This window comes from Actinokineospora sp. UV203, assembly GCF_056323665.1.
In genome coordinates this window covers 4093028-4106121 of the sequence record NZ_CM150484.1, presented here as the reverse complement: position 1 = coordinate 4106121, position 13094 = coordinate 4093028, and the positions used below count along the sequence as shown (strand labels likewise).

At 70.4% G+C, this 13094-nt stretch carries 10 protein-coding genes; 9 read left to right on the top strand and 1 reads right to left on the bottom strand.

The annotated features are described in order from the left end of the window. The first annotated feature begins 18 nt into the window (after positions 1 to 18). Entirely contained in the window at positions 19 to 360 is a 342-nt protein-coding gene (locus ACUZ2Y_RS19575; RefSeq protein ID WP_476320940.1) for a rhodanese-like domain-containing protein, read from the top strand. Continuing rightward, entirely contained in the window at positions 361 to 1269 is a 909-nt protein-coding gene (locus ACUZ2Y_RS19570; RefSeq protein ID WP_476320938.1) for a DUF4328 domain-containing protein, read from the top strand. It abuts the gene before it with no gap. Here the strand turns inward: ACUZ2Y_RS19570 and ACUZ2Y_RS19565 are convergent. After that, complete coding sequence (locus ACUZ2Y_RS19565; protein WP_476320936.1) at positions 1259 to 2452, bottom strand: cytochrome P450; 1194 nt, start codon at positions 2450 to 2452, stop codon at positions 1259 to 1261. The genes ACUZ2Y_RS19570 and ACUZ2Y_RS19565 overlap by 11 nt on opposite strands. A 26-nt stretch (positions 2453 to 2478) precedes the next feature. On the opposite strand from ACUZ2Y_RS19565, the gene ACUZ2Y_RS19560 reads away from it, so the two are divergent. From ACUZ2Y_RS19560 to ACUZ2Y_RS19530, 7 genes are all read left to right on the top strand, one after another. Further along, entirely contained in the window at positions 2479 to 3201 is a 723-nt protein-coding gene (locus ACUZ2Y_RS19560) for a glycerophosphodiester phosphodiesterase (RefSeq protein ID WP_476320934.1), read from the top strand. Between the two features lie 141 nt (positions 3202 to 3342). After that, complete coding sequence (locus tag ACUZ2Y_RS19555) at positions 3343 to 4299, top strand: DUF5926 family protein (RefSeq protein ID WP_476320932.1); 957 nt, start codon at positions 3343 to 3345, stop codon at positions 4297 to 4299. Continuing rightward, positions 4296 to 4637 carry a DUF952 domain-containing protein gene (locus ACUZ2Y_RS19550; RefSeq protein WP_476320930.1) on the top strand — a complete coding sequence of 114 codons (342 nt, stop codon included), beginning with the start codon at positions 4296 to 4298 and terminating at the stop codon, positions 4635 to 4637. The genes ACUZ2Y_RS19555 and ACUZ2Y_RS19550 overlap by 4 nt, the downstream gene beginning before the upstream one ends. Positions 4638 to 4894: 257 nt before the next feature. Further along, the gene (locus ACUZ2Y_RS19545; RefSeq protein WP_476320928.1) at positions 4895 to 5377 is read left to right on the top strand and encodes a SigE family RNA polymerase sigma factor; all 483 of its coding nucleotides are present in this window, start codon (positions 4895 to 4897) and stop codon (positions 5375 to 5377) included. 3 nt (positions 5378 to 5380) lie between these two features. Further along, positions 5381 to 6196: a hypothetical protein gene (locus ACUZ2Y_RS19540; protein ID WP_476320926.1), complete on the top strand. Its 816-nt coding sequence runs from the start codon at positions 5381 to 5383 to the stop codon at positions 6194 to 6196. 118 nt (positions 6197 to 6314) lie between these two features. Next, positions 6315 to 9014, top strand: a complete 2700-nt coding sequence (locus ACUZ2Y_RS19535) for an AAA family ATPase (protein WP_476320924.1) — start codon at positions 6315 to 6317, stop codon at positions 9012 to 9014. 161 nt (positions 9015 to 9175) lie between these two features. Next, positions 9176 to 12934 carry a M28 family peptidase gene (locus ACUZ2Y_RS19530; protein ID WP_476320922.1) on the top strand — a complete coding sequence of 1253 codons (3759 nt, stop codon included), beginning with the start codon at positions 9176 to 9178 and terminating at the stop codon, positions 12932 to 12934. The last annotated feature ends 160 nt before the right edge of the window (positions 12935 to 13094 follow it).

Below are 13094 nucleotides of genomic sequence, written 5' to 3'. Positions count from 1 at the left end.
GGCAGCATCGTCACTGTGATGCCTAACAACGTGCCGAGCGTGGACGTCCCGGACATGCCCGTCGAGCTGCCGACCAACGTGACGCTCCTTGACGTCCGCGAACAGGACGAGTGGGACGCCGGCCACGCGCCCGCCGCGCTGCACATCCCCATGGGCGAGCTTGCCGGGAGGCTCGACGAGCTGCCCGCGGACAACGCCGTCTACGTGATCTGCCGTTCCGGCGGCCGGTCGGCGCGGGTCACCCAGTACCTCAACGCCAACGGCTGGGACGCGACCAACGTCGACGGCGGAATGCACGCGTGGGCGCACTCCAGCAGGCCCATGTCGTGTATGTCCGGCCAGGAGCCCGAGGTCCTCTAAGTGCAGTACCCACCGCCGCGACGGATGCCGATGGACTGGGTGGCCACCCCGCCACCCGGCCCGTCGGCGCCCGCACCGCCGCGCCGGTTCACCCGCTACACCGGCCCGCCCTCCTACCGGACCCCGCCACGCTGGGGCTTCCCCGCCCTGGCCTGGCGCTGGCCGACGGCGGTGCCCACGGGAACCGAAGCCGCACCGGTCGCCGAGCGTCTGCGGGTCCGGGCCAGGTTCGCGGTGGTGATGCTGACGATGCTGTCGGTCTTCGCGGTGCTCACCGCGGCCGCGGAGATCTGGCGCTACGTCCTGCTGGTCGAAGCGCGAACCAGCGCCCTGCACAGCGGGACAGTGGACTTGTCCGACAGCCTGGTGATCACCGGCGCCTACCTGACGCTGTTGGTCGGCGCCGCCGCGACAGCCGCCACCCTGTGGTGGCTGGTACCCGCGAGGCAGGCGGCGGCGGAGGTCTCGGGCTACGAATCGGCCCGGCCCGCCACCCACGTGGTGCTCGCCCTGCTGATCCCCGGGCTGAACCTGCTGGTCCCCGGCGCCGCCGCGGCCGAACTCGAACACGCCGCGCTGCGAAGGCCCGCTGACGAACGTCCGTCCCCGAGCAAACTGGTCCGCTGGTGGTGGGCCACCCTGTCCGTCAGCGGAGCTTTGTTCGCCGCGACCCTCCTGTGGCGCCTGCGCGACGGCGTCCAGGCACTGGCGGACGGTGTCCTGCTGACGGCGGCGACCGATGTCGCGGCGGCAGTGTTCGCCGGGATGACCGTGGTGCTGGTGGTCAGACTGTCGGCGCTGCTCGCACCGGTCGACCCCGCGTCCGCACGGCTGATGCGGGTGGTCCGGGTGGAGGGCGCACCCGCCCCGCCACTGCGGACATCACGACAGCCCGGGGCTACGCGCTGAGTCGCCCGACCTCCTCCGAGCGGAGGCCTCTGATGACGAACTCGGGTCGCCGGACCACTTCGCCGGTCAGCCTTAGGTCCGGAAGCCGTCGGGTCAATGCCCTCAACGCGGCGGCGATCTCCACTTTTGCCAGTGGAGCGCCGACGCAGTAGTGGATTCCGGCCCCAAATCCCAGGTGCGGATTGGGCGACCGCCCCACATCGAACCGGTCCGGCGAAGCGAACACCTGCGGATCCCGCGCCGCCGCCCCCAACAGCGCGGCGATCTTCTGCCCCGGTTCGACCACATACCCAGCGACCTCGACCCGTTCCGTCGCGGTCCGCTCAAAGAGCTGCAAAGGCGCGTCAAAGCGGATCATCTCGTCCACCGCCGTGGGCACGAGCCCAGGATCGGCCACCACCCGGTCCCACTGCTCCCGATGAGTGAGCAGCGCGTACACCCCGTTGCCGATCACGTTGACCGTCGCCTCATGCCCCGCCATCAGCAGCAGGATCGCGGTCGCCACCAGTTCGTCCTGGCTGAGCCGGTCACCCCCATCGCGGACCGACACGAGGTCGCTGACCAGGTCGTCGCCGGGCTGTCGGGCGCGCTCGTCGGCCAGCGCGCGCAGGTAGTCGACGAATTCCTGGGCCGCGGTCTCCGCCGCCCGGGTCTGCTCGTCCGTGAGCCCGTACTCGTACATCTTCACGATCGCGTTCGACCACGGCCCGAGAAGTCGGCGGTCGGCGGTGGGGACCCCGAGCAGTTCGCCGATGACCTCGATCGGCAGCGGGGCCGCCACGTGCGTGAGCAGGTCGGCGGACCCGTCGGCGTCGATGTGCGCCGCCAGGTCGGCCACCATGCGGTCGGCGAGGTCCTCGACCCACGGCCGCAGGCGCTCGGTGTGGCCGCGGGCGAACGCCGTCGAGATGAGCCTGCGCAGCCGGGTGTGGGTCGGGGGTTCGTTTTCCAGCAACGAATTTCGGTGCACCAGGTTGAACGCCGTGAACGCCTCGGCCGGTGCCGCGTCCGTCCACAGTCGACCGAGTGACCGTTCGCGCAGGACGGTCGAGCAGGCCGCGTGCGACACCGCGACCGCCATGCCGAGGCCGTCGTGCCAGTGCACCTGCGCCCGTGCGCGCAGTTCGGCGAAGGCCGGGTAGGGGTTGGCGACGAAGGTGGGGTCGCTCGGGTCGAACGTCATGCCGCCACGGTGGCATGATCCCCCGCGTGCAGCTAGTCGCTCACCGGGGCGCGTCGGCCCTCCGGCCCGAACACACCCTCGCCGCGTTCGAACTCGCCCTGGAACAGGGTGCCGACGCGCTGGAGTGCGATGTCCGGCTCACCAGCGACGGGCACCTGGTCTGTGTGCACGACCGGACCGTGAACCGCACGACCGGCAGCACGGGCGTCGTCAGCGAACTCACCCTCGCGCAGCTCTCCGAGTTGGACTTCGGCGGCGAACGCGGTGTCGTCACCCTGCGCACGCTCGTCGAGTTGGCCCTCGACCATAAAGCGGGCCTGTTCATCGAGACCAAGCACCCGGTGCGGTTCGCCGGCCGGGTCGAGACGGAACTCGTCGCGCTGCTCGACGAACACGGGCTTGCCGAGCAGCCGTCGAAGGACGGCTCGCCCGTGGTGGTGATGTCGTTCTCCACCCGGGCCGTCCGGCGGGTCCGGGCGCTCGTGCCGAGCGTGCCCACGGTCCTGCTGATCGACCGCATGTGGCCGTGGCTGCGGGCGGGTGCCCAGCCCGCGTTCGCCGACTACACCGGCCCCGGCCTGTCCCTGCTCCGCGCCGACCCCGGCTACGTCGCCCGCGCCGCCGCCGCCGGTCACGGCACCTACGTGTGGACCGTGGACGACCCCGAGGACATCCGCTTCTGCCGGGACATCGGCGTGCGGTGGCTGGCCACCAACGACCCGGCCGCCGCCCGCACCGCCCTAACCTGACCCGCGAGTCGCCCCGCCAGGGCAACGAGTCGCCCCTTCCCGCAACCGAGTTCGACATTCGCGGCACCCGAGGGGTTATCCGCATCTGTCGATTGGGTAGCGTCCTGCGCATCAATTGACCGGCCGGCAAGGAGTTCGACGATGTCCAGGCGTACCGCGGTGAAGAACACCCGCAAGGTCAAGGCAGAGGACTCATCGGGCATCAACCCGCGCCAGCCCTGCCCCTGCGGTTCGGGCAAGCGCTACAAGGCCTGTCACGGTCTGGCGGGTGGCGTCGTCGACGTCCCGGTCGCCCGGCCGTTCGAGGGACTGGCGGGCGAGACCGAACTGATCGCGCTGCGCGAGTTCGTCCCGTCCGGCACGGCGAAGCTGACGCTCAAGGACGGCGGCCGCGAGGTCACCCTGGCGACCGTGCTGCCGATGGCGGCCGCCGCGCTGGTCCGCGCCGACGACGTCGCGTTCGTCGGGCTGCAGGTGCAGACCCGGTCCAACGACATCAGCCGCGACCTGGCCCGCGCCCTGCGCTGGGTGCTCGACGCCAAGCCCGGTGACGTGCTGCCGGTCGTCGGCCCCGAGACCGAGGCCGCCGAGGACCGTGAGCGGCTGCAGGACCTGGTCGACCCGGACGCCGCGTTCGAGCCGGAGGTGCACTCCGACTTCACGTGGTGGATGCCCGAGGGCACCGAGCCCACCACCGAGGTGGCGCTGTCGCTGGAGCGCGCCAACAGCGCGATCCTGCCGACCGAGCGCATCGGCCCGTCGGCCTACTGGGTCGACGCGGGGGAGAAGGCGCACCTGCGCTGGGTCCGTCCCGAGCCGGAGGAGCAGCTGCTCGCCGCCATGGCCCGCCTCGCCGCGCGCGGGGAACTCACCCTGGGCGAGGGGTCGCGCTACGCCGGGTCGTTCCGCGCGCACGGCCTGCTCGTCCCGGTGTGGGACCTCGACCGCGAGCTGCACGCCCGCGAGTGGGTCACCGGCGCCGAGGAACTGGGCAAGCGCCTCGACACCGCCCTCGCGTCCCTCGACGCCGAGCCGCTGACCGTTCCGGAGCGCCGCTCCCGCGACGGCCTGCTCGGCAGGCAGATCACGATCCGTTGATCCTGCACATTTTCCCGCGCGGCTCCTGGCCCGCCGCCGAGATCACGGCGGCGAGCCTGGAGTCCGAGGGGTTCGTGCACTGCTCCGACCCGGGCACGGTGCACCTGCCGGCGAACCGGCTCTACGCCGGTCGGACCGACCTGGTGCTCCTGGAGATCGACCCGGCCCTGGTCGATGTGCCGGTGCGGTGGGAACCCGCCGTGCCCGCGATCGAGAACGGGCCGTGGTTCCCGCACGTCTACGGCCCGATCCCGGCGAAAGCCGTGGTCGCGGTGCATGACTTCGTGCCGGGGCCGACCGGGGAATTCGAACTTCCGGAGTCGCTCGCCCGACGCTAGCCGCACGGGTCCAGCGCCAGGTGCGCCGTGCACGACTGACCGGGCATTCGAAGACCGCCATCCAGATCTCGGCCAAGGTGCGTCAGCTGAGTGACTTAGATCACTGCCCGCGGAAGGCAACCGGCGGCCTCCTCCAAGCGTGGACTTGAGAGCACGCACCGAGGGGAGGGGGTTCACCGATGGCTACGATTTCCCCTGAGTTGGTGGGGGGCGTCACGTGGTTCAGTGACGTCGACTGGGGGAAAGGTGCGGCGACGGTGGACGACTTCGCCGAATTCGTCAGCGCGGCCATGCCGGGATTGCTCCGGTACGGGCACGCGCTGACCGGCAATCCGCACGATGCGGCGGATCTTGTCCAGGGAGTCCTGGAGAAGATCGGCTCTCGGTGGAGCTTGGTGGTGCGCAAGACGGGGGACCCGCTGGCCTACACCCGGCGGGCGATGGCGAACGCGCACGTCAGCCGCTGGCGGCGGTCGAGGCGCGAGAGCCTGGTGTCCGACATCCCCGACACGGCGGTCACCCGCGAACGGTATGCGTTCGAGGATGAGCCGCTCTGGCACGCGCTGCGTGACCTCCCGCCGCGGCAGCGTGCCGTGGTCGTGCTGCGGTATTACGAAGGACTGTCCGAGATCGAGATCGCCCAGACGCTCGGCGTCAGCCAGGGCACGGTGAAGAGCCAGGCCAGCAAGGCGATGGCCACGCTGCGCACGAGACTCGCCGCGACAGTCGAAGGCAGGTAACCAGTGAACCTCGATGACGAACTCCAGCGGTTGTTCGCTGATGAACGCCTCGACGTCCCCGTTCGCCATGGCGCAGCGGAGGCCGTCGTGGCCGGTGCGCGCCGGGTCCGCAGGCGTCGGATCGCGATGACCGCGGTCGGCGGCGCGGCCGCGCTGAGCCTGCTGGCGGGCACGGCGATCGTGCTGGCCAAGCCTGGACCCACGCACTCGGTGCCCGGCGCGGCCGGGTCGATCAGCGCGACCGCCAACCCCACGGCCACCGAGCGAAGCGAGGACCCGGCGCCCACCTCGGTGCGCGCTCCGGGCAGCAGCGGCACGCGCACCGGGTCGGTCACCGGGAAGCCGACGACGTCCGCGCCGTCGAGCGCGCCGCTGGAGGACGGCCGGGACGGAACCGTGTCGTTCGGCCCCGACGGGTATCTCGCGCTGCGGCTCGGCATGACCGCCGAGCAGGCCGAGGCGACCGGGCTGATCACGCCGAACGTGCAGCCGATCTCGTCGAAGGGCTGCAAGGGCTACGACTACAAGGGCACCCCCAAGGAGGCGGCCCGCTACGCCGTCGTCATCTCGCCCACCCACGGCTTGGTCCGCCTCGCCAACGGACCCGCGCGGCCGTTGACCGCGGAGTCGCTCATGCTCGGGTCGTCCGAGAGCGACATGAAGAAGGCTTACCCGATTTCGGCGGGCAGCCACGGAGCTGTCGGCGAGTGGGTCACGCGGGTCCCCGGGCACGAGGGCAAGCGGTTCTGGTTCCTCGTCCGGGACGGCAAGGTCTCGGAGATGCGCCTGGAGCTCGCGGTTCAGGACTGCTACTTCTGATTGTGAGAAGTGCTCGCATCCCTTGATGCACGTATGCGCACATCTGTACTGTGTCGACGCTTCCGCCCAGCGAAGAGTGAGACGGACCGTCGACCCTGTGACGCGAACGCTTCGATCCGTGCGACCGCCCGGCCGACCGCTGGTCGGCCGGGACGAGCTGCTGGTGCTCCTCGAAGCGTGTCTCGCCGCCGGTGACAGCCTGCTGCTCGACGGGCCCCACGGTATCGGCAAGTCCGCGCTGCTCGACGAGCTCGGTGCCGCGGCCCGCGCGCGGGGAGAGCTGGTGCTGCGCGCTTCGGGCGCGGAGTCGGAGCGGTGGATGGTCTACCAGGGCCTGGCCGATCTGCTCGGCCAAGTGCCCGAGGAGCACTTCGGGGCGCTGACCAGCCAACACCGGCTCGCACTGCGGGCGGTGCGGCGCGGGAAGCGGTCCGGCGGCGACGGTCGGGCTGTCCGGCGGCTCGGCTGGCACGCGCTGCTCACCCACTGCGCCGCGCGGATCCCCGTGCTGCTGCTCATCGACGACGCGCACTGGCTCGACGCGGCCACCGCCGACGTCTTCGCCTATGCGGCCCGCAGGCTCGACGGACTCGCGGTGCGGATCGTCCTCGCGGGCCACGGGTCGGAGGCGGGCCACCGGCTGCGCGCGCTTGCCCCGCCGCCGGTCACCGAGGCGACGGTTCCGCCGCTGACCGCCGACGACGTCGCCGAACTGCTCGACCCGCACGGCCTGCCCGCCCGCGCCGCCATGAAGATCCACGCGGACTCCGCGGGCAATCCCCACCTCGCGCTGGCGCTGGCCGCCCGCTCCGCCGACGGCAAGCCACCGCGTGTGCGGGCCTTGACCCAGGACAAGCTGCGCGGTCTGTCCGACCAGGTCCGCGAGACACTGTTGGTCTGCGCCTTGGCCGCGCGCCCGTCGACGCGGCTGCTGCTCCGGGCGGGCCGCGACGAAGCCGAAGCCGACATCGCCGCCGCGGCCGAAGCGGGGCTGCTGGTGTCCGACGGCGTGAACATCCGCTTCACTCCGCCCGACGCGGCGACCGTGGTGGCGCAGAGCTTCCCGGCCGCGCGCCGCTCCCGGGTCCACCTCGACCTCGCCGACGTGGCCACCTCCGGCGCCGAAGCCGAGCGGCACCGCGCGCTCGCCTGCGCCGATCCTGACGGTGAAGTCGCCCGATCGCTGGTGACCGCGGCCGAGGCGGCCATCCGGGGCGGCGCCCGTGACCTGGCCGCCGAGCTGTACCTGCTCGCCGCCGACCGCACCCCGCCGGAACTGGAGAGCCAGCGGATCGACTGGCTGGTCGCCGCGGCCGAGGTCGGCGCCGCGGCTGGTGTGCCGGAGATCGCGCACCACGCGGTCGAGGCCGTGCTCGGCGCGGAAACCGATCCACCGCAACGGTTTCGCGCGCGGATCGCGTTGATGTGTCTGGCCGGCCAGGGGGTGGCGCTGCTGGAGGAGACCGTCGCAGCCGCGTTCGCCGACGCCGAGGGCGACTCGGCGGCCATGGCCCGCATCCATCTCTGGCGTTCGTGGGCGTCGATGATCGGCGGCTCGCCACGCGCGGCCGACGATGACGCCGCCCTGGCCGTCGAGTACGCGCGGACCGCGGGCGAGGCAGGCATGGAGGCGATGGCGCACTCGGTGCGCGCCCAGGCGCGGAACCTGTTGGGACACAAGGATTATCTGACTTTCCTCGACTGCGGGCTGGCGTTGGCCGCGCCCGTCGCCGACGGGTATCGGCACCTGGGTCCGCGCTACACCGCCGCTCGGTTCGCCACCTTCGACGACCGGCTCGACGAGGCCCGCGAGGACCTGCTGCGGATGTTGGTGCTGGTGGAGCGCGGCGCCGCCGAGGAACTCGTCGCGGTGCTGTGCGCGCTCTCCGGGGTCGCCGCCACACTCGGCCGCTGTCGGGAATCCCTCGACTTCGCGAATCGCGCGATCCAAATCAGCGGTGACGCGGGACTGAGTCCTGGCCCCGCCTGGTGCGCGGGCGCGATAGCCGAACTGGCGGGTGGAAGTCTCATTCGCGCGCGGTCTTACGCCGAACGCGGAATCGTCGCGTGCAGGCAGGAAGTCGATGTGCTCTACGAGCTCAGGCTTTTACACCTTTTGGCCCAGGTCAAAATGCGGTGCGGCGAAACCGCGGGCGGAGTGGACGCTCTCCGGTGTATCCAGGAATTCGAACGCGCGCACGGCTGGGACGACCCGACGACCCTGCGCAGGCACGGCGACATGGTCGCCGGGCTGATCGCGCTGGGCGAGCCCGAGGAAGCCGATGAGCTGATCTCGTCGGTGCGCCAGGCGATCGCCGCGCGCCCGCACGGCCCCGGGGTGGCGGCGACCCTCGACCGGGCGGAAGCGGCGGTGCGGGCGGCCAAGGGCGACTTCCCCACCGCGATGCACCTGCTGACCAGCGGGAAAACGACGTTCTCGGTGTTGCGGCAGCCGATCGAGCACGGCCACTGCCTGCTCGTGGAGGCCAAGGTCGAGCGCAGGCGCAGGCACTACACGGCCGCGCGCGTCGCCGCCGAGGCCGCGCTGGAGCTGTTCATCGCGGCGGGCGCGACACCGTGGATCGAGGAGTCGCACGCCCTGCTCGCCCGGCTCGCCGAGGTCGGCGACACCGGCGGCGCGCTCACCGCGTCCGAGGCGCGGATCGCGGCGATGGCGGGCGAGGGCGCGACGAACCAGGAGATCGCCGACCAGCTCTTTTTAAGTCGCAAAACTGTGGAAGCGACATTCACGCGCATCTACCGAAAACTGGGAATTCGGTCCAGGGCTCAGCTGATCAGGCATATCCACGTTCACTGAAAGTCAAATGGGAATTGGGCAAGGGTTTCCCCGGCATCGGAGTCCCGGCGGCTGTCAATAGCTTCGCTCACGGTGGGTTCGGTCACGCGAGGGAAACACGCGACCGGTCCGCCGACCCTGCACACCTGATCACCCGGCACGCCGGGTGAAAGGAGTAAGTCGTGAGACGAAGCATGTCGACAGCACTCCTGGCGGCCGTCGTGGCCGCCGGGGCGCTCGTCGTATCCCTGCCCGCGGGGGCCGCGCCGCCGCCGCAGAGCCAGGCACAGCAGGCGCAAGCCGCCGCCGTGTCGGCCGCCGACGCGCACATCGCGGCGAACCGCGCGCGGTTCCACGCCACCAACGACGACGAGATCCGCCAGGTCGGCGTGACGAGCGCCCAGAACGGCCTCAACTACATCGCCTACGAGCGCAAGCACCGCGGCCTCCCGGTCGTCGGCGGCGACTTCGTCGTCGTCACCAACGCGGGCGCGAACGTCGTCAGCTCCAGCGTCGCGCAGGACCGCCCGCTCAACGTCGCCGTCGCGCCGCGGATCACCGTGGACGCCGCCCGCGCGACCGCCAAGCGGCACCTGCCGCGGGTCGAGAGCGAGAAGGACGCGCGCCTGGTCGTGCTGGCCTGGGGCACGCCGAAGCTGGCGTGGGAGATCGTGCTGAGCGGCCACACCGCCAGCGACCCGAGCGTGCTGCACGTGTTCGTCGACGCCATGACCGGCTACGTCATCGACGAGTACGACGAGGTCAAGGCAGGCGACGGCCAAGGCCACCACTACGGCAACGTCACCATCGACACCTCGGGCTCCGGCTCGTCGTACTCGATGGCCGACCCCAACCGCCCGGGCATCACCTGCAAGCCGTACCAGGGCTCCACCTACACCGGCCCCGACAACAGCTGGGGCAACGGCGGCGCCGCCGACGGCGAGAGCGCCTGCGTCGACGTCATGTACGGCGTGCAGAAGCAGTGGGGAATGCTGTCGGAGTGGCTGGGCCGCAACGGCATCGACGGCCAAGGCCGCGGCTTCCAGGCCGAGGTCAAGCTGGGCGCGGTCAACGCCTACTGGACCGGCAGCGGCACCCAGTTCGGCAACAACAGCGCGAACACCAAGCAGCTGACCGTCATGGACGTCGTCGGCCACGAGTACGGCCACGGCATCTTCCAGACCACCCCGGGTGGATCCGGTTCGGGCAACGAGATGGGTGGGCTCAACGAGTCCACCGGCGACATCTTCGGCGCGATGCTGGAGCAGTACGTCAACCACCCGAATGACGCGCCGGACTACCTGGTCGGCGAGCTGATCAACCTCAGTGGCAACGGCCCGATCCGCAACATGTACGACCCGTCGCAGAAGAACCACCCGAACTGCTACTCGTCGTCGATCCCGAACACCGCGGTGCACGCGGCGGCCGGTCCGCAGAACCACTGGTTCTACCTGCTGGCCGAGGGTTCCGCCCCGGCGGGCAAGCCCGCCAGCCCGATCTGCTCCGGTGGTCCGGCCTCGGTCACCGGCATCGGCATCCAGAACGCGGGCAAGATCTTCTACAACGGCCTGCTCGCGAAGACCTCGTCGTGGAACCACGCCAAGGCCCGCGTCGCGACGCTGAACGCCGCGAAGAACCTGTGGCCGAACGACTGCACCAACTTCAACACGACCAAGGCCGCGTGGCTGGCGGTCTCGGTTCCGGCGCAGACCGGCGAGCCGACTTGCACGGGTACCCCGAGCAACGACTTCTCGATCACGGTATCGCCCACCTCGGGCACCATCCCGGCCGGCGGCGGCTCGGTGACCAGCACCATCTCCACGGCCACCACCTCGGGCAGCGCGCAGACGGTGAACTTCTCCGCCTCGGGCCTGCCCTCGGGCGTGACGGCGGCGTTCAACCCGACCTCGGTCACCTCCGGCTCCTCGTCGACGCTCACGCTGACGTCGACCTCGGCGGCAGCGGCGGGCACGTACAACGTGACCATCACCGGCGCGGGCGCGGTCAGCAAGACGGCGACGTTCGCGCTGACCATCGGCTCGGGTGACCCGGGCGGCACCTGCTCGGGCACCAACGACACCGACGTCAACATCCCGGACAACACCACGGTGGAAAGCTCGATCACCATCTCCGGCTGCTCGGGCAACGCCTCGGCGTCGAGCACGGTCCCCGTGGACATCACGCACACGTGGCGCGGTGACCTGGTCGTCGACCTCGTCGCCCCGGACGGCACGGCCTACCGGTTGAAGAACTCCAGCTCGAACGACAGCGCGGACGACGTGAAGCAGACCTTCACCGTCAACCTGTCGAGCGAGACGGCGAACGGCACCTGGAAGCTGCGGGCGCAGGACATCGCGTCCCAGGACACCGGCCGGATCAACACCTGGTCGCTGACCCTGGGCACCGGCACGCCGACCAACGAGTTCTCCATGGCGGTCTCGCCCACCTCGGGCAGCGTGGCGGCGGGCGCTTCGGCGACCACCACGGTCTCCACGACCACCACCAGCGGCAGCGCGCAGGACGTCTCGCTCGTCGCGTCGGGCCTGCCCACGGGTGTGACCGCGAGCTTCAGCCCGCAGACGGTCACCTCGGGCAACTCGTCCACCCTCACGCTGGCCACCACGGCCGCCGCGGCTGCGGGCACGTACCCGATCACCATCACCGGCACGGGCTCGGTCACCAAGACCGCGTCGTACTCGCTGACGGTCACGGGCACCACGCCGACGCCGGGAATCCCCGACATCGACATCACGAAGGTCGAAGCGCACCTCACCCAGTTCCAGCAGATCGCCACCAACAACGGCGGCAACCGCCGCTCGACCAGTGCGGGCTACCGCGCTTCGGTGGCGTACGTGAAGGGCAAGCTGGAGGCGGCCGGCTACACGGTCACCGAGCAGACCTGCACCTCGGGCTGCACCAGCGGGTCGGGCAACAACCTGATCGCCGAATGGCCGAAGGGTGACGCGAACACCGTCTACATGTTCGGCGCGCACCTCGACAGCGTCTCAGCGGGCGCGGGCATCAACGACAACGCCTCGGGCTCGGCGGCGCTGTTGGAGTCCGCTCTCGTGCTGGCGGAGAAGAACCCGACCATGACCAACCGGGTCCGCTTCGGTTGGTGGACCGACGAAGAGCAGGGCCTCAACGGCTCGGAGTTCTACGTCAACAACCTCGGGTCGACGGAGAAGGCGAAGATCAAGGCCTACTACAACTTCGACATGATCGCGTCGAAGAACGGTGGCTACTTCATCAACAACCTGAACTCCACCGCGTCCGCCCCGATGAAGGCGTACTACGACTCGCTCAACCTGCAGCCGGAGGAGAACACCGAAGGCCAGGGCCGCTCGGACGATTACTCGTTCCAGCAGGGCGGAATCCCCACCTCGGGCTACGCCATGGGTGCCAGCGCCCGCAAGACCTCGGCGCAGGCCACCAAGTGGGGCGGCACCTCGGGTGCGGCGTACGACGCTTGCTACCACCAGTCATGCGACACCACGAGCAACATCAGCAACACGCACCTGAACCGTGCGGCTGACGGTATCGCGTACACCATGTGGAAGCAGGCGGTCAGCGGCACCACCACTCCGCCGCCCGCGGGTTGCACCGGCAGCAACACCACGCCGGTGACCATCGCGGACAACACCACGGTGGAAAGCTCGATCGTCATCTCCGGCTGCTCGTCGACCCCCTCGGCGACGGCAACCGTTCCGGTCGACATCACCCACACCTGGCGAGGTGACGTGGTGATCGACCTGGTCGCACCGGATGGCACGACGTTCCGGCTGAAGAACTCCAGCTCGAACGACAGCGCGGACGACGTGAAGCAGACCTTCACCGTCAACCTGTCGGGCGAAACGGCGAACGGCACCTGGAAGCTGCGCGTGCAGGACATCGCGACCAACGACACCGGTCGCATCAACAACTGGTCGCTGAACCTCTAGCGCAAAGCAAGAGCGCCGCCACCCCGACCCTCGGGTGGCGGCGCTCTTGCTTTGTAGGAAACAAAACCCCGCACACCCACCACCCGCGCCAAGCATCCAAACGCGCGACCCATGCAGCGCAACACCAACCCAAGATGCGCGACCTCATCCACCGCACCAA

Coding starts and splice junctions, on each gene's coding strand:
- ACUZ2Y_RS19575 (WP_476320940.1), top strand. CDS start 19: ATGCCTAACAACGTGCCGAGCGTGGACGTCCCGGACATGCCCGTCGAG.
- ACUZ2Y_RS19565 (WP_476320936.1), bottom strand. CDS start 2,452: ATGACGTTCGACCCGAGCGACCCCACCTTCGTCGCCAACCCCTACCCG.
- ACUZ2Y_RS19555 (WP_476320932.1), top strand. CDS start 3,343: ATGTCCAGGCGTACCGCGGTGAAGAACACCCGCAAGGTCAAGGCAGAG.